Origin of the sequence: Halobacillus sp. GSS1 (genome assembly GCF_017307035.1) — a bacterium.
In the GTDB taxonomy this organism is placed as follows: domain Bacteria; phylum Bacillota; class Bacilli; order Bacillales; family Halobacillaceae; genus Halobacillus; species Halobacillus litoralis.
On record NZ_JAFLHE010000005.1, the window covers coordinates 59384 to 79019 of the forward strand.

Genomic DNA, 19636 nt, shown 5'->3' on the forward strand with positions numbered 1-19636 from the left:
AGAACAAAAAGAGATCCGTTTTTCCTAAAGAATCTGCCGGACCTCTTTTTTCACTTGTTCTGCGAGCAATAAAGATGTGTTCTTCATTGTTTGAAGGAGCTGCCATAGGTAGATCCCGTTTGTGGAAAGTATGAGTTATCATCTCCTTGATCGACCATATAGGCTTTATCAACATTAGTAACCACACTATTCCTCATGGACTGATCAGAGAATTTCACAACCGTAGTATCCGACGCATAAGTTTCTACGTCCCATATCATTCCTTGGAAACGGTTATCAGATCCAGAAACGTGCAAGACTCCTTCTGTATCGTCTGACATTTGAATTTGAATATCAGTAAATTGATTGCCCGACACTTCGTTAGGAATGGATTTTGAACTGTCTAAGACAATACATTTCACGCAATCATCAAAGGTAAGATTAGTAAAACGATTGCCGTTGACAAAGTTAAATTTTTCAACTGGAACTTCTGCCTTGATCAATATCCCCATGCGAAACCCTACGATTTTTAAAGATAAGAAATCAATAAAACTTATAAACTCATTGGACTGATCAGCTACCAGGGCTATAGCAGTTCCCATATTCTTATCACTCGTATTAATAATATTTACACCCTCAATTCGCGTGGTCTCCCATGACCAGAACCTCTGTTCACCGTCAAAGTATAGGACTTCTGAAGAGAAGTTTTGATCAGACACTTCTATGACTCCATTTGTGATTGAGGAATTTTTCATGATTTCAAATACCCTAAAGTCGCCTTGCACTTCAATAGTGGTGTTCTTTCCTAATTCCAGCTCAATCCCCTGTTTCAATAAAATCCCTTTACGGAGAATGAATCTTTGATTACCTGTCACCTTAACTTTCCCTAATTTATGTTTCACGCCATAATCAATGGCTTCTTGAATAGCCGATGAATCATCTTTATCATCGTTTCCTTTGGCTCCAAATTCCTCTATATTTACATATCCTTCGATTAAAGCTTTTTCTAAGGATTGGTGATGATGAGCATATCTTTCGTGAACAAATAAAATTCCAAGGATAAGTACTGCTAGTGAAAGCATAACAACCTTATTATTCAACGCATACGCTCCTTAAAAGTATTTTTTGTAAGGCAAACCTAAATGCTGCAACTCGAAGAAACCACTTACTATAGGAAGTATTTCCGCGAAGGAATTTATGTCGATCGCAGTAAATCTTATGCTCTGTCCTCTCGCTAATTGAAAACCTATAGAAGCTTGACCTTGACCATAAAGAAGCGTCTACATCACGGCTCTAATTCGAGGTCAAATAAATATCGCAAAAACGCAAGCCTCTACAATAAGGGCTTGCGTTTTTGCGTGACATGAACAAGAGAATTGATGGATATAATCTATTTCTAAACTGCCTTCTTTCTCTGAAAGGTAAGTTTCTTATTGCTTAAAAAATTCCCAGACGTTTTTTTGTTCTGATACGCTCAGGAGGATCTGTATAAACCATTTCTCCCTCAAGAACGACGTGAGCATTTTCCATAAGTTGATACATAAGATTTGTACCAAACTTTTTCTCAATTTTGCTATAAGCTTCTTTCATGAAAAATCCATGCTTTTTGGCATCATGGGCATTAGAAGCCACAAGGTGAGCTAAGTTGAATTCAAACATTTGATAAGAAAACTTTTGAACTTCTCTCCCTAGACGGCCAGCGATACTTGCCGCGGTTACTTGAGTGATGGCCCCATTTCTTACAAAGTTATAAAGTTCATTCGGTTGCTGGCGAATCATTTTATTCCGTTCCGGATGGACAAGTACCGGCTTAAACCCAAGCAATTGAATCTCATACATCATCTTTTTAGCATAATGAGGAATTTCGTGGTTCGGCAATTCGAGAAAAACATAACCACTATTCTGATTAATCGATAACAACTCCTCCGACCTAAACGCTTCAAGATCTCCGTTGAGTCTTATCTCCTGTCCAGGTAACACGGTCAAATCAATTCCTTGTTGGTAGAGTTCATCATTTAACTGCGCCGTTTTTTGAATGATGAGTGACTTTGGATTACTATAACGTTTATGAAGATGATGGGGAGTAGCGACAATCGTATCGATCCCTTGTTCAACAGCCATTTTAGCCATTGCGATACTTTCCTCCATCGTTTGAGCTCCATCATCCAATCCAGGTAAAATATGACTGTGCAAATCGATCATTTTCATTCCACCTCTTTTGTTTTTTCGAATAAAAAGTAAACAATAGCGTTCTTCTTACCACCTATAATGTCTGGGGTAGGATTTAGGTTGTTAGCTTAACTACTAACCAATATCCAGATTTTTCAAACCACATAGTACCTTCAAGTTCATCCCAAACAATGAATAGTTCATTCACACGGCAGGTGAGATCTTTTATTTGCTTGATTTCATGCCTTACAGAGAACTTCTTATTCTTTTCCTGGTCCCAAAGATTTTCGACCCCGTATCCATATAGTTCTCCACAACTTATTTTTGTTCTTTATTAAGAATGGTATAAAATGATTATATACCTTTTAGTGGTAATTTGGAAACCTCAAAATCACCTTTATTTCACTTTAAAGAACAAATTTTAATAAAAATCTCTAAAATACTCTTAATAACTTTAAAATAAGTAAAATTACCCCTTATTCATTCTTATGAAAGAACATTCGAACTAAGCATGCGAATCTAACTTCTACACAAGTGGAAATGATGCATTACTCAGAATACGAACCCTCTTGGAACATGCTCCAAAGTATGAGAACCATTTGAATTAATTGTTCATATAATACAGAGGTAAATAATGAAGGATTTTCATGTGAAATGGACAATTCCTATTCCAGTTACTTATAGGAATAGGACATAAAGTTAGTGGAAATTTGAGAAGAAGAGGTGTACCAATTGGTATATTCCAATGAAGAACTTGAGAATGAGATTAACAATTTGACAAGTGCCATAAACGGTATTGTTACACTTTTATCCTCAATAAATGAGGACAGTCAATCGGCAGGTACCCGTCCCGTCTATATTCGAGTATCTGATTTTTCAGGTGTAAGTGATGCAGATAGGTTACAGAAGGCGATAGACTACGCACAGCAAAATTCCATTAAAACCGTTTTTTCTGATGATTTTAGTTTTTATCTGGAGAAAACCATTACTATAAAAAAAGGTGTACGTTTATTGTCTGCTTACTCTACGGTTTACATGCTGGGAGCGAACGTGGACGGATTCATCATAGAACAAGATGCTTCTTTCTTAGGTGGAAAGGTAGCCATTGACGTAAATGGATATACAAGAAAAGCCATTTCACTGAATGGATCTCAAAAGTTCTATAACACATGGAACAATACGCAAATTGATGATATAACGATTCTTAACTGGATGGGGGATAACGGGGGCACAGGGATTTATCTTTACTCAGGAGGAAATGAACACGAAATTTCATTTGTAAACTTCAGCAATATTAAAGTCGTAGGCTTTGAAAAGGGAATACATCTTCGCGCTACAAAACCTAGCAGTGGCAGGGCTTGGGTAAATGCAAATAACTTTGATAATATCGCCATTGAAGATTGTGTCCACATGATTGTGCTTGAGGGAAGCGAAACAGTCCCATTTGAAACAACAGGTAATATATTCTCAAACCTCCAAATCCAACCCTCCAGTTCTACTAAGAAAATCATTACAGCCAGCGGCCAAGATAACAGGTTTTCAGGCATGGTATGGGACTTATTTGAGATCCCCCACTCCGGGTCTGTCGTAGATTTCACTGCGAGATCGTCTTATAATTTTGTCGACTTATCCAGAAATGTGCCACTGGATCGTGTCAGTGATAAAGGAAGAAAAAACCTTGTCGTTAGCCATGATACGACAATCATTGAAAAAAGAACGAGTGACCCTCAAGACCCCGCGATAGGGCAAGTATGGTTAAGAACAGACCTCAATCCAACAACAGATGCGGTTTATAGAATCATGACCAGCGCAGGAGTTATGCACCTTCCTTTAAAATCAGTATGATGAGAAAATCCTAAAGTACAAAGGAAACTCATTGAAAGTATGAGTATCTATATATGACATTTAAAATTAAATAGTGTCGAATGATGAATCCCCAAGACTACAACTTCTGACAATTGGTAGTCTTTTTTTCTTATTTTTCTGAATATTTTGTAGAAACAATTGATTATTCCTTCTATTTTGATAAATTAGAAAATGTAGGATAAAAAAGGTTTCTAAAGGAAGGGGTCATTTTATTGAAGAAAACGTCAAAGATTGTAACATCTGCTTTAGCTCTAGCACTAGCTGTAGGTCCAATGAGCGCAAGTGCTTTCGAAATGCCGTCAACCGGGCATGAGAACGTACATAAAACTCATTCACATTCTCATGGTGGCATGCCGTTTGACGGAGCAATTGCCAATGATGAGCGGTTGATTGAGATGTTGAAAGAAAGCGGAAAGATCGCTAAAGATGCTTCACCTGCTGAGGCTGAGAAGGGATTGAAGAAGTTCCTTGAATCTAAAAAGGCTTCTGCTGAAAAAGCCAAAGGGCAGCTGGATGATGAAAAAGCAGATACCAAGGCGAAATTAAAAGAAGCTATGGACAATAACAGCTTGACGAAAGGAAAAGGAAACAAACTTGGACAAGCGAAAGCTGATGCTCCTGAGAGCGTAGAGAACGAGGCTTATGACGGCGAAATGCGTACCGACAAAGTTCTAGTTCTTCTGGTCGACTATCCTGATAAACCTCATAATTCAATGACTGCTGATGAAACAGATATGTATTACGATGGAGAAGATGCCTACTCCCGTGAACATTACCAGGACATGCTCTTCGGTACAGGCGGCTGGACAGGTCCGGACGGAGAAAACTATGTATCTATGAAACAATACTATGAGCAGCAATCGGGTGGAAGTTATTCTGTGGAAGGCGAAGTAGCCGGCTGGTACACGGCTAGTCAACCTGCTGCTGCCTATGGCGGTAACTATCCGACAGAAGATGGTAGTGATGTCAATGCTCGCGGGCTTGTCAAGGAAGCTTTAGAGTTAGCCGCTGCTGATCCAACTGTTAACATTGAAGATTACGATAAATGGGACCGCTATGACTTAGACGGTGATGGAGACTACTTAGAACCGGATGGATTAGTTGATCACTTGATGGTCATCCACTCCGGTGTCGGAGAGGAAGCTGGCGGAGGCTCCCTTGGTTCTGATGCGATTTGGTCTCACCGTTGGAATCTTGGAGGAGTAACTCCGATTTCAAATACAGAAGCAACCGTCGATTATTTCGGTTTAGGTGCTATGGCAGCCTACGATTACACGATTGAGCCTGAAGACGGGGCTGTAGGTGTGATGGCCCACGAATTCGGACATGACTTAGGTCTTCCGGATGAGTATGATACTCAGTACTCAGGCGCAGGTGAGCCAGTCAGCTACTGGTCCATCATGTCGAGCGGAAGCTGGGCTGGGGATATCCCTGGTACCATGCCGACAGGATTCAGTCCTTATATGAAAGAAATGCTACAAGCTTCAGCAGTTGTAGATAACAAAGGGACAGAAGGAAACTGGCTATCAGGTTCAGAAATTAATGTTGAAGATGTGAACCAGGATGGAATGGAGTTCCTTTTAGACGAAGCCATTACAAAAGGTACGAACAATGATGTCGTAAAGGTCAACTTGCCACAAAAAGAAACGGTCATCAACGAGCCGGCTAGTGGAGAATTTGAGTACTTCTCTGGAAGCGCTGATGATTTGCACAACTACCTAACCAAAACAGTCGACTTGACTGATGCAACAAGTGCTGAATTCAATTTCAAAACTTGGTATGACATTGAAAAAGACTGGGATTATGCATACGTGACTGTGGATGGTGAGCCAGTCGCAAGTGATATTACAACGAATGAAGACCCGTATGATGTGAATGATGGTAACGGAATTACTGGAAGCTCTGATGGTTGGATTGATGCTTCCTTCGACCTTTCTGCATACGCAGGACAGGAAGTTGAAGTAGCTATCGAATATGTGACGGATGGTGCTGTATCTAACCCAGGGCTTTATGCGGACGACCTTTCCATCGTTGTTGACGGAGAAGAAATTGTCTTTGATGATGCAGAAGGTGATGCGATATTCAATCTCGATGGTTTCACAAAGGATGACGGGATTAAACGTTCCGAACACTACTACCTCCTTGAATGGAGAAGTCACAATGGAGTCGATGAAGGCTTAGCAAACATCCGCCGTGGTGACAGCCTTATGACATTCGATGATGGACTTGTCGTCTGGTACGTGGATAAGCAATACTCTGAGAACTGGACAGGTATCCACCCAGGAGATGGTTTTGTAGGAGTGGTTGATGCAGACCAGCATGTAAACAAGTGGAGTGATGGCAGCGTTGGATCCACTCGTTTCCAAGTACATGATGCTGCATTCAGCCTTGATAAATCCGAAAAGATGTATTTAGATTATACAAACCTTTTAGGTGTAACAATGAAAGATAATTACACGAAACGTACACCACTTTTTGATGACAGTGCAGACTACTCGAATAAAGGTCTTGTAGATGCAGGACGTAACGTTCCTGAGTATGGACTGAAGTTCAGAGTCACTGGTCAAAGTGAAGATGGTACGGTTGGTAAAGTGCTGATTTTCAAATAATGAAAGAACAAAAAAGTCATTGAAGAGTTAACTCTTCAATGACTTCTTCTATGCTAAAAAAACCTTATCATTTGTATTAGCGTCCCCTATTATGAGGAAGGACGATCATTAGAAAACTAAACAAGCTTCCATAGAGAAGAACTAAATGGGTAGGGGTTTACTTAAAAAAGTTCCTCGTCCTAATTAAAAAAGCTTTGAAACTATTTTCATATGAATCACGCTTTTCCGTACGTCCACGGGGAAGGAACTAATCAAATATGTGTATTGTACGAAAGATTAACATAGTAAGAGCGCAAGCCTAAAATAGGCTTGCGCTCTTGTTTTTAAAGGTTCTCTACAATCTGAGAGTGACTCTCAACCTTAAATTATTCTGTTACTTTCTTCTGAAGAGCTTCTCTTACTTCCGGGCTGACAGCTGCGTCGCCACCAAGTACAGTTACAGAAGAAACATCATTCGTGTACACGTACTTCGTAAGGTAAGCATCTACTTCTTTTGGAAGTCTTTCGTCGTCAACCAATAGAAGCTGACCGTTATTAGCTGTCACCAGCGGTGCAGCAGCTAAGGCATCTGGATAGTTAGCTCCACTTGCTGCATAAAGTTGACCTGTGCTGTGACCAAACTCTTTAAGCAAGGCTACAAGCGTGCCGTAACGGTTGGCACCAGACAGTCTTTCCACAGACAAGGCAACTTCATCTGCCTGAGCTAAGACTTCATCAGATACGACTCCCGTACCACCAGCGACATAAACGTCTTCGTTTTCCAGTATTTCAAGAGCTTCTTCAGAAAGTTCTTCACCATTTGTAAGAACAATCGGCATTCCGTTGGCACCAGCGATAGAAGCTGCACTCAACGCATCTGCATAATTCTTACCTGTGGCTAAGAAAACACCATTTCCTTCAAAGCCATATTCACTTTGCAATTCTTTGACGATCTTAAGGTTTGTGCCGTAACGTGTATCATCGGACAAACGCTTGATATTATCGGATGCAATACTGACTGTATTCAATTGAGAGAATACTTCCTTATCAACAGCACCTGTTCCACCTAGTACATATACATTTTCAGCTCCAAGACGCTCAATTTCGTCAAGTGCATTTTGATCCAGGGTACCCTTACTGTTAACCGGAATGATTGGAGCATTGGTTGCAGACGCTAGTGGTCCTGCAGACAAAGCATCCGGGAAGTTATAGCCAGTTGTGACGATGACTGTATCCGCTCCACCATCAGGGTATAGATCTTTGGAAATTTCAATGGCTGTTTCTGTACGAGTGGCACCTGAAATCACATCCACAACATCGGCATCTGTGGTAATTGGTACAAGATCCAGCACTTCATCTGTATTCGCATCCAGCATATACAATGCCGCGTAACCTTTAATCGGCTCATCCGGTGTCGTAATAGAGACCGGAACATCTACAGATTCTCCTACGCCAAGAGTCGTCATGCCTGCATCAGTAGAAACAGAGCCCTTCGTTTCCTCAGTTGTATCATAGGACAATACTTTTTCTTCCGTCATGTTCAAGGTGTAATTTACTGTACTTGAACCATCACCGAAGTTATCAACAGCGATTTGGTAGTTTCCATCTGGAAGACCTGTTACAGAGAATGCTTCGCTATCTGAAGCTGTTGCACTTGAAGCAACAATATCTCCTTCTTCATTGAAAAGGAACAGATCCAAATCGGCAGAAGTTTCTGGAGAAACATCCACACTCAAGGAAACATTGTTTTCAATCTTAATATCAATTAAATCACCATCATCTGGAGCATCAGCAAGATTTTGTGTCACATCACCTGTGATGGTTTTTGTAATAGGTCCTGAGAATCCGACTGTTTCAAATTTAACATCAGCAGAATCCTTCAAGTAGTTCGTAAATGTAACTTCTTCGTTGATTTCCTGAGAAGTAGCTACCTTACCAAGGTCAATACGTCCAGGACTTGCCACTACATCTTGAGCTACAGCTTCAAGCGTGTATTCATGGACTTCTTTTCCTTCTTCGGGAGCGGTTGTTCCATAAACATGAACTTCCCACACACCAGGTTCAGGAGATGGAACGACAAAGTCCTCAACATCCAGTCCACCTGATCCATATCCTGCATATCCAACGTACTCATTGACTTGTGTACCGTCAGGATTGAAAATCATCATTCGGACGCGGCCTTCGTAATTTCCACCTTTAGTAAGCGCGTTTAAAGAGAAACGCAGTTCACTTAACCCAGACTCTACATCAAATGTATAGCCTTTGGTTTGAGAAGACTGAACTTCACCATTATCACGGAAGCGATGTTTATTGTCTTCTGTAAACTTATACCCAGTCATAATTGTCTGAGCACTTCTTGCTTCCACATAGTGAGTGGATGGGTCATTGAAAATCAGATTACCTGCGTTGACACCTGTTTCCAGTTTCGACGCATCATAGCTGACTGTGATGTATTCATGTTCACCCGCACCTAGTGTAAGTTCACTAACTGACGGTGTGAACCAATCGTGAGTCGCTGTGATTTCTAAGTTCTTCTCTTCATCAGAAGGGTTCTCTACAAGAACTTCGACCGTTTCAGGAATATCCTTGTTACGAACATATAGGCCAGGACCACCGGCTACTTTTTCACCGTGGTAGACCGTTACTTCAACATCCTTGATTTCATTGACGAAATGTTCGCGCATATATTCGTAGGCTGCTGGTACATTGATCAGTCCAGCACCCTGTTGAGCACGGTTATAACCATCAAGTTCTCTCGATGTTTGGACCAATGCTTCTTTAGCCAGCTCATAATCAAATGGCAGACGGTCTTTCAAGGCCGCAGATTTCAATAATGCTACTGCACCGGCAACATATGGAGCAGACATACTCGTTCCTTGTTTAACACCATAAGCGGTAGCTAAACTATCCTTTTGGTGAACAGGTACGGCAGCGTATGCAGACCCTGGAGCTACAACGTCCGGTTTCTGATCTCCAATTTCGTTAGGACCTACAGATGAGAAGTACCATAGGCCTTCCCCAGGTAGTGGATTACCTTCTGCATCCTTACCATATGGATAATTTCCATACTCTTTGGCCCACATTTCAGAGTTGATATACGCACCAACTGAAATAACACTTCCTACATCACCAGGGGATCCAACCGAATCTATACCCGGTCCATCGTTACCTGCAGATGTAACGAAGACGATGTCATAATCATCACTAAGAAGAGTCATGAGCTCTCCGTAGCTTCCTTCACCGATATTCAAGTCTGGTAGAGAACCTAGACTCAAGTTGGCTACATCTGCATCAAATCCACCCATATCTTCAGGAAGTGCTGCATCGATCATGGCTTTCTGAATGCTCCAAGTGTAAGCTCCACCTGACTCTTCGAATACACGCATTCCAACAAGATCAGCTTCAGGTGCAACACCTTCTCCAGCTACGGCTCCCGTCTCACTATCACGTAACGGACCATTAGCAGCCGTAATACCTGCTACGTGAGAACCATGGCCATTGAAATCAGTGAACAAGTTGACCGTACGGATTCCAAAACGATCCTCAAGGTAATCCAGGTCATTGACACGGAAGTTCGCTCCTACCGTATCATCGGTCACATCCACATCAAATGTCCCTGCTTCCTCATTTTCGTATGCTGTCTCATCAGAGAAGTCACCATCCATATCCGTATCGATATACAACTCATCTCCAATAAGAAGAACACCAAAGTTATCTGGATCTCCCTCGATTTCTCCATCTACTTCTTTCGGGTGTTCCCCATCACCATTCAAATCTGCCAAAGCATTGAAGTGAGTCTGACCATAGTAAACATCACCTTCTTCGGTAATTCCCATGTCATTTTTCTGGTCTTCATCTAAAGGCATGAAAACGACATCACCCTCGGAGAAATAATCGTATTGCACACCTTCCACAAATTTCTTATAGCGATCTTCTACAGAAAAGACCCCTACTTCAGTGCGGTAATAATTAGAGACCGTATAATCTCTAACATTAACAATCTTAGAATCTCCATATTTTCTCGTTTCTGCGAAGACTTCTTCAGCATCTTCTCCTTCTTCTACTTCAGGAAGATCTGTGAAAGACTCATGCCCAGGGTCTGGACCAGAATCAATGATCGCAACGGTGGTACCTTCTCCATCAAATTTACCGTGGAAATCGTCTACGCCAGCAGCCGGGTGAGTTTCCAGCTGATCCGGGCTTACGCTACCCTCTGTATTTACATCACTATTCCCTTTAGACTCAGAGTCTTCTGGAGTTGGGGCTAGTTGTACCTCGGCATTATCTCCTACAGTACGCACAGCATCCAGTTTTACAACATCAAAGATTTTATTTGTAGGAACATCAGCCAGGTAACCATAATTTCTATGGTTTTGTTTGACTTTGACTCCAAGCTTTTCAAGCTGCTTGGTAGCATCAACTTTCCCGTTACCAATAATGACAAGTTCCTGTACATTCTCCTCATTATTAGCAAGAGAAACGACTTCCTTATAGTTTAATAGAGTATTAAATGTCTTCACTTCACTGGTTTCTGCTTGCACGGCTCCTGGATTGTATGTAGTTACTCCAGCGAAAGAAGAAGCAACAATAGCTGCACTGGCGAAAACACTTAAGGCTTTTTTCTTAGCATTCTTTTTGTTTGACACCAAAGTGTATAACCTCCCAAATTTTTCTGTGAATCGGTGTAAATCTACCTAATACTCCCCTCCCTTTATTAACAAACAATTTCAAAAAATTACAATTTTCATTGTAATGTAAAGAAGTGTATACGTCAATGAATATTCATTCAATTTTGATAATTGTAAACACATGGGCTGAAAATCCTGTTCAAGGATAAAACCTACGAACTATTTCAAGAATGGAAATGAGCAGTTCAAAAGGTTTTTATACAAAATAAAAGGTAGAAAGACCTGTATCAATCAGGCTCTTTCTACCTTCCTCCTAGTTTTTCTACTTTTCCAAGTATGTTCAAGACCTGTTCATAAACAGGACTTAGAAATCAGTCGATATTTCATCGGTAAAAAGTCTCATCAATCTCCCATGCGTACGGAGCAGGAATAGGGACCGTTCCCCCTACGATATGGTAATCCTCTCTATAGTCGAACAGCTGTATATTTTTACTTGTGATGACCTCTTGATTTTCGTGGGTGATCATCACAGGACTTTCCGATTGAACGGCAAGAGGAGCGGCTGCCATCGCGTCCGGGAAGTTACGCCCCGTTACGAAATAAATAGTCCTGGCATCATCATTTCCAAAGATACGGTGCATTTGATAGTTCGTTTCGTAACGATCATCTCCTGCTATCCTGAGAGGATTATCATCTGGCAGCTGATTTTCCACACCTTCAGAAACAGGAACGGACCCGCCTACAATGTAATTTTTCGTGATATTTTCAGCTTTCATATAATCGTTCACGACACCCGGGATCCGATCATGGCGCACATAAAGAACAGGGTATCCATTCATCGCACTATATCCGGAAGCAGAGAGAGCATCAGGGAATTCTTGACCAGAAACAATGAAAGCTTTATTGGTATCAAAAGGAATCAACTGATTGACAGCCACAGCTGTCTTGTAGCGATCTTCCCCTGATATACGGTGAGTGTTGTACCCATTTGATTCCAAAGAAGACTCCACTTCTGTCGACAAAGCATTCGTCCCTCCAATAAGAAGCACATCAGACGCATCTAATCTTTTCAGTTCTTTTAATATTGAAGGTGAAACTTCCTTCTTCAATTCAAGCAGAACAGGACTGTTCAAATAAGATGCGAGTGGAGAGGCAGCTAAGCTGTCAGGAAAATCTCTGGCTGTGGCCAGGATCACAAATTTTCCTTTGACCGTTTTTTCATTAATGGTAAGCTCTTTTTCCTCTAAACTTTCCCAACCTTCACGAGAAACTTCCACAGAGGTTTCAACAGAGGTTGTTCCTGAAATTCGGTGATACTGTTTTACATTTTTCAAAGTATCGCCCGCATGAATCATTCCATCCCCTAACAAAAACTCACCACCAAGTTTTGTAGAGGATGCTTGTATTAATTTCCCCACTTGTTTTCCTGTTAGATAGGGAGAGTTTTCCATCAACAAAGCGGCAAGGGAACTCACATGCCCTGTCGACATGCTGGTCCCATCCATAGCTTCATATCCATTTCCTTTATATGTACTCCAAATGCCATCGCCCGGTGTCACTACATCCACCCCTGAACCGTAATTGGAGAAGGAGGACTTGGATTGTGTCTCGGAATTAAAACTTCCAACAGCCAGAACCCCTTCGAGGGCCGCAGGATAAAGGGTCTCATTGCGATTATCATTCCCTGCAGCTGCCACCACGAGCACTCCCTGATCCTGTGCATATTGAATGGCATCAGCTAATGCGAACTTATAGTTATATGTACCAAGGCTCAAATTAATAACATCCGCTCCCTGCTCAACGGCATAGGTAATGCCATCGATCAGATCAGAAACATTCCCTTCGTTTTCTTCCATAATTTTCACAGGAAGAATCTTTGTTTTGCCGAGGGATACGGAAGCCACGCCCTCTTCATTGTTTGTCAGTGCACTGATCAAACCAGCCACATGGGTGCCATGACCATAATGATCTTCTGGCGACTGATCAGGGTTTACAAAGTTTTCTCCTTCCAACAGTTGTCCCTTCAGGTCCGGGTGATTCAACTGAACCCCGGAATCAATCACAGCAACCACTGTGTCTTCATCAAGCTTTTTCTCTTGGAATGTTCCCCAGCCTTCAGGGGCATGGATAGCTTCAAGCGTATCTTCTTGTTTATCGTAATAGTTGTCGTTAGGTATTTCTCCTTGTGAGTAAACCTTCGTATCCATTTCTATGTATTCAATGTCAGGGTCATTTTTTAATGCAGCCATTTTATTTGGGACATCTTCTTTAGGCGTCGAAATAATTTCTACAGGAAAAGAAGAGGGTTTAGATGCTGCTGTAACTTTGTCTTTATGTTTTACGATAATTTTGACTTCATTTGCTTCGGCTTGTGCCGTTTCAGTATGAGGAAAAAAAATAGATCCTATAAGGATCATCAGGATAGCTGTGTACTGATAATACTTCATGTTGTTTCTTCTCCTTTATCGTTCTTCGGACCTTCGACTTCAAATTTTACGATTTTTTTAAATTTGTTCTTATACTTGGATACAGACTCCACCTCTAATACATAGGATCCCGGCGGCAGTGGTGAAAGTGTTATTTTTTCTGTGTATGTTTCTCCAGGATCAATGACTTTCTCAGTCACTTCCTGTGTAAACATTTTCCCTTTTGAATATGTATCAATCAGTTGACCTTTACCGTCCCTTATATAGTACTCATATCGCTGACCTGATCGAAAAGGTAGGGTGACTGGCTCCTCCGTCACGTTATGAATGGTGTATTCAAAATGGTTGGATTGTAATTCCGTCCCCTTCCGTTTAAGGGTTGCATAAACTTCTTTCTTTTGATCTTTTGATACCACGGTCTCACTCCCTGATATTTCTGTACTGGTACGCTGCTGGGGATTAAAATAAGAGGCATTTACCCACCAGATCACTCCACCAAGCAATAGAATGAGAGATAAAACACTCCAGAACTTTGCCAAGTTTCTTCCTCCTCTCATTTTCTTACAGTTTACACGCAATTCCATCAATTTTAAATATAGGAATCTACTTTTGTTACAAACTTCTATGATATAGCGGCTCCCAACCTTTAACTATAGCACTTCTAACTATAGTGGGTACATGATCATGAAAGACCCTCCCTTATCAGATGGTAAATACTTTTAATTTAAATGTTCAACCAATAATCAATTATATTAAATTACTAAAAACAGGTTGGAATTTTATGTATATAGGGGAATATACTTTATAGGCTGACCAATACCAATAGAAGAGAGGACGTAACGATGAAAAATCTTTTAAAGATACTTGTCACGATGTTCTTCCTTTCCAGTCTCTCTATATTCCTTGATCCTTTCTATGTTTCAGCTGAAAAAGAACCCAAGAAAATTAGAAGTTTTCAACATGAGGAAAATCAAGTGAGGTCACAATTTAAGCCTAAGATAGTTACGTCACAATCAAACAACTCCATTCCAATGAACAAAATTAATGATAGACAAATCGTCATTAAAAAGAAAGATGCAGGGGTTACTCTCAACCTACATAAATACGAGATTGTAGACAACGATGTCTTAGAGAAACTCGCCCCGGGAATATGGATGACCGTTCGTGTCCCTGAGTCGCTTAATTATGATGATGAACTTTCTTCTATTCATGAGCTGCCAGGAGTGGATTCTGTCTCTCCTGATCAAATCTACCAACCTAGTTACATCCCGGGTGATCCCTATTATAAAAGTCAGCAGAATTACTTGAATAAAATCGATATGGAAAAAGCATGGGAAATCACTCAAGGAGCAAGTCAGGTAAAAGTAGCTGTCATTGATTCTGGTATCACACCCTCTCACGAAGATTTGACCTCCCGTTTAACCGATGGATTAGATGTCATAACATCTGGGTCCGTACGGTCCGATGAAGTGGGCCATGGTACTCATGTAACAGGAATCATTGCTGCAAATGCGAATACAAAAGGAGTAATCGGCGTTTCTCCTAAAATCAAAGTGGAACCAATCAAAGCCGGTACAACAGAAGGGATGTCGACTACTGCCATTATACGTGGCGTTCAACATGCTATCGATGAAGAGGTTGATGTTATAAACATGAGCTTTGGTGGATACACGCCCGATCCTCTTCTTCAAGATGTTCTATGGCAGGCCTATCAGGAAGGCATTGTTCTAGTTGCTGCATCAGGAAATGATGGGACGTCTGCCTTCTCCTTCCCTGCAGGTTATCCATGGGTCATTGCCGTAGGTGCAACCGATACGACCAGAAGCTCAACAACTGCGGCAGCCTTCAGTAATTATGGTCCGCATATTGATGTTGCAGCACCAGGGGTGGATATCGTAAGCACAGACCATTTTGGAGGATATGGAAGTGGGGACGGGACCTCCTTTGCCGCGCCAATTGTAAGTGGCCTTGCCGCTCTCCTCAAATCTAAATACCCGGAATGGAACCCAGACCAAGTAGAATTCGCCTTGCAAAATGGTGCAGAACAGCTCTATGGGCAGGAGTCTCATCCTTATGTTGGTTTTGGCCAGGTCAATGGCTATCAGTCACTGACCACCTCTCTTTCCGCTATGGGACGAGATACTTCCACATGGTCGGTGGTTGGAGCAATGAATATTACGGCAGGAACTTATAACGAAAAGTTCAATTTTCCAAATGACAATGACCTGTATGCTTTTACGATGGAATACCCAGGAGAGCTTTCCCTCAACCTTTCACATCGCGGGAACCATATCGATCCTGTTATGAACGTGTATCAGGAAATGGATGGCGTCATCTATGAACTATACTCCGTAGACAGCCGTTATGAAGGCCAGCCAGAAACACTATCCTTTTACGCTGAAAGAGGAAACTATTACATTGGTGTAAGCGATTATTATGCAAACTGGTCAAAAAATCCGTATGTGCTCGAGGTAAAACAAAAGTTGGATCAGCCTGAAAGAATCTATGGAGAAAACCGCTACGAAACAGCCGTTCAAATATCCAGAGAAGGCTTTAAAGATGGAACAGATACCATTGTACTCGCCCAGGGCCAGGACTTCCCTGATGCCCTCTCAGGATCTCCTCTCGCCTATGAACTGAATGCTCCGATATTATTGACACGTTCGCATGCACTTGGTGATGAGACGAAAAACGAGATTGAAAGACTCGGAGCAAACGAAGTCTATATTCTAGGAGGAACCGCGGCCATCCATACAGATGTAGAAAAAGAACTAAAACAGATGGGGTTACAGGTGACAAGGATATCGGGGGAGAACCGGTATCAAACCTCAGCCGAAATAGCTAGAGAGCTTCTCCGCCTTCAGGATCGATCGTCGTTTGATAAAGCTTTTGTATCGTACGGACACAACTTCCCCGACGCTCTTGCTTCCGCGCCTTATGCGGCTCAAAATGGCTACCCAATTTTACTAACCCAACAGAAGGCCATACCAGAGGAAATCCGTTCCATTGCAAGAGATGTGAATCAAGCGTTTGTGGTCGGGGGACAAAGTGTAGTGAGTGATCAAATTCTCCGTGACTTACCGAGTGGCGTCCGCTTCTCTGGTAGCAACCGCTATGCGACGGCTGTTGAAATCATGGAAGGATTGGACATGGACACCAATGAGGTTTTTGTAGTCACCGGTCAATCCTTTGCGGATGCCTTAACGGGCTCTGTTCTTGCAGCCAGTCGTCAGCAACCCATCCTCCTTGTCCGTACAAACGCAATCCCTTCGGAGATAGAATCATTCATTTATCGACACCAGCCAAATGCTTACACCATCCTGGGTGGGTTTGGAGCAGTTAATGAAGAAGTCGGTGCCCGTTTATTGCACTTGTCTTTAGAGTAGGTCGTTTTGAAGGCTACCCCTATCCTGTTAAAAACTGAAAAACTGCAACAAGTGAATGGTTACAAATAAAAGAGGAGCCACCGATGATCATCGGTGGCTCCTTCTTTCAAACCATTATTTTTGTCCAAGTTCTTTTTCTACTTCTTCACTAACAGCTCCTGTACCACCAAGTACATGGAAGTTGCTAAGGCCCATTTCCTCAATCACGGTTTCCGTAGCTTGAGGCAGTTGGTCTTCTTTTACAAGCAGCATGGATGCATCATGCTTCGCTGCAAGAACAGATCCAGCAAGCGCATCAGCAAAGTTTACACCTGTAGAAACAAAAGCATTCTCTTTACTGGCCATCAGATCTTTTGCAATAACCGCAGCTGTTTCGTAACGCGTAGCGCCTTTATACCTTGTTGGTTCAGGCAGCATAGATTCTACATCTTCTGAAATGGCATTCGTGCCGCCGACAACGATACTTTGATCAAATCCACCAAGTGCTGTCTTCGTAATTCCCGGCAGTTTGTCTGTTTCAGAAAGAAGAATTGGGTAACCTTCTTTTGCTGCATAGGAGGCTACAGCCAGGGCATCGGGATAATTACGTCCATCTGCAACAATTACGTTGTCTGGATTGCCGCCAAGACGAGCTGCGATACTTGCGGCTGTAGAATAACGATTCTTACCAGAAATACGTTCAACATCCAGATTCAAACCTTCTAATTGATACTTCACATAAGGAGAAACTGCTCCTGTTCCACCTAGGATAATCGCATTCGTAGCACCCAGACGTTTAATTTCTTCTCTCACTCTTGTATCAAGTTTATTCGATTTCGTCAAAAGAATCGGAGCATCCTCTTTGTAAGCTAAAGGAGCGCCAGCCAGGGCATCCGCAAATTCATCCCCTCTTGCGATAACAACGGTATCCGCCTGCTCCCAGCCTTTCTTAGAGATTTCAATAGCGGTAGCATAGCGATCTTCCCCGCTAATTCGAGTCTTCTCTAAAATACGTCCTTCTTCAGCTGGTGAAACCGTACCATTCTCACTCAAATATTCGTTAAATACTTCATAATCAACAAAAAACAATTCTTTCATTTTCCCATCCGCTTTTGCCTCAGCAAAAGAAGCATAGCCATCTCCACCGTCAGCAATGAAAGCGTTCGTAGCAATCGTGTACGTTCCATTCAAGTCAAGGTCCTCATAACCATCAGCCGTCTTCGTCTGAACATCAACGATTCGTTCACCTGCTGGGTGGTTACGATCAAAAGAATATTGAAGTCCAGAAACCTGAGCAAAGCGTCCACCCATGTTTTCCAAATCGCTCACACCATTTTCAAGAGCTGCCATAAGCTGCTCACCCGTTAATTCAAGAGTGACAAGTTGGTTACCAAAAGGCATGGTTGTCAAAACTTCACCCATGGTGATGTCACCTTCATCAATGGATGCACGAATCCCTCCACCGTTCTGGATAGCAATCGTTGTTTCAGGAACGGCTTTTTGGGCTTTAGCAAGCATAGAGTCCGTAATTAAGTTTCCTAGGTTTGTTTCACCTTGACGGACATCACTACGCTCTCCATTTAATGCAACCGTCGTTTCACCGACCACTTCGTTCTTAAGATCTTCAAGAGGCTTTTGATACTCTTCAAGTAATGCTTGCGCCTCTGCATTCGGTTCTACCTCAGAAGCCTCGATGTCAATCAGCTGCCCATCCCATTCCTGTAAGACACCTTGATCATCGAAAGTCACTTGAAGATCTCCTAAGTATTCATTGTATTCTCCTGCCTGTACAACAAGGGTAGGTTCGTCTCCCTCTCCATTATTGAAAACCTCAGTTTCTTCTACTGCGGTATGACTGTGAGCTCCTACAACGACATCAATGCCATCCACTGATTCAGCCAATGTACGATCGTAAGTCACACCGATATGAGTAAGAGCTACAACCTTATTAACTCCTTCTCCTTCAAGCATCGTCACTGTATCTTCCGCTTTTTGTAAGTAATCCTGGAATTCAATGTCATCTCCCGGGTTCGAAAGAAAAGCCGTTTCTTCCGTAGTCAATCCAAATACACCGATTTTCTCCCCATCAACTTCCAGGATGGTAGCTGGATAGATGCTGCCACCTTCTCCAGGCTTTCCTATTTCGTTCTTGAACAAATCCTTCAGGTTCACATCTTGACTATAATCGATGTTCGCACTGACAATGGGGAACTCTGCATCATTAATAAAATCAGCCAAAGGCTCGGTACCATCATCAAACTCGTGGTTCCCTGGAACCATGGCATCATATTCCATCATGTTCATGAATTTTAGATCAGCAAGACCTTTGAACTCATTATAGAAAAGCGTTCCTGAAAATACGTCACCAGCATCCAGCAATACTGAATTTTCACGATCAGCACGCAATTGTTCCACCAAAGATACCTTTTTAGGTACATTCTCCAAGTGAGCGTGTGTATCATTGCTGTGCATGATTGTCAGATCAAAATCTCCTTCAGCTGCTTTGACTTCCCCGGAAGGGAAAGCCAAAGTACCAAGAGCAATTGCTCCTGATGCAGCTACAGTTACAAGTGGTTTTACCATTTTCATTAAAATACATCCTTTCAAAGTTTCAC

General features: G+C 42.0%; 9 protein-coding genes. 3 read left to right on the top strand and 6 right to left on the bottom strand.

The window, feature by feature from the left end:
• Positions 1–83: 83 nt before the first annotated feature.
• On the bottom strand, positions 84–1079 hold the full coding sequence (locus tag J0K78_RS12070; protein WP_206947308.1) for a pectate lyase family protein: 996 nt from the start codon (positions 1077–1079) through the stop codon (positions 84–86).
• A gap of 337 nt (positions 1080–1416) precedes the next feature.
• Positions 1417–2181 carry a tyrosine-protein phosphatase gene (locus J0K78_RS12075; RefSeq protein ID WP_206947309.1) on the bottom strand — a complete coding sequence of 255 codons (765 nt, stop codon included), beginning with the start codon at positions 2179–2181 and terminating at the stop codon, positions 1417–1419.
• Positions 2182–2880: 699 nt separating this feature from the next.
• Between J0K78_RS12075 and J0K78_RS12080 the strand changes: the two genes are divergently transcribed.
• A complete protein-coding gene (locus J0K78_RS12080; protein ID WP_206947310.1) occupies positions 2881–3993 on the top strand; it encodes a hypothetical protein in 1113 nt (370 codons plus the stop codon).
• 293 nt (positions 3994–4286) lie between these two features.
• Positions 4287–6623, top strand: coding sequence for an immune inhibitor A domain-containing protein (locus J0K78_RS12085; protein WP_206947444.1), 2337 nt, complete (start codon positions 4287–4289; stop codon positions 6621–6623).
• A gap of 365 nt (positions 6624–6988) precedes the next feature.
• Here the strand turns inward: J0K78_RS12085 and J0K78_RS12090 are convergent, their stop codons facing one another.
• From J0K78_RS12090 to J0K78_RS12100, 3 genes are all read right to left on the bottom strand, one after another.
• Positions 6989–11248 carry a cell wall-binding repeat-containing protein gene (locus J0K78_RS12090; protein ID WP_370551124.1) on the bottom strand — a complete coding sequence of 1420 codons (4260 nt, stop codon included), beginning with the start codon at positions 11246–11248 and terminating at the stop codon, positions 6989–6991.
• Between the two features lie 365 nt (positions 11249–11613).
• Positions 11614–13677, bottom strand: coding sequence for a S8 family serine peptidase (locus J0K78_RS12095; protein ID WP_206947312.1), 2064 nt, complete (start codon positions 13675–13677; stop codon positions 11614–11616).
• Complete coding sequence (locus J0K78_RS12100; RefSeq protein ID WP_206947313.1) at positions 13674–14195, bottom strand: BsuPI-related putative proteinase inhibitor; 522 nt, start codon at positions 14193–14195, stop codon at positions 13674–13676. The genes J0K78_RS12095 and J0K78_RS12100 overlap by 4 nt, the downstream gene beginning before the upstream one ends.
• 303 nt (positions 14196–14498) lie before the next feature.
• Between J0K78_RS12100 and J0K78_RS12105 the strand changes: the two genes are divergently transcribed.
• Entirely contained in the window at positions 14499–17042 is a 2544-nt protein-coding gene (locus J0K78_RS12105) for a cell wall-binding repeat-containing protein (RefSeq protein WP_206947314.1), read from the top strand.
• A 114-nt stretch (positions 17043–17156) separates the two neighbouring features.
• Here J0K78_RS12105 and J0K78_RS12110 read toward each other — a convergent pair whose 3' ends face one another.
• Complete coding sequence (locus J0K78_RS12110) at positions 17157–19610, bottom strand: cell wall-binding repeat-containing protein (RefSeq protein WP_206947315.1); 2454 nt, start codon at positions 19608–19610, stop codon at positions 17157–17159.
• Positions 19611–19636: the final 26 nt, after the last annotated feature.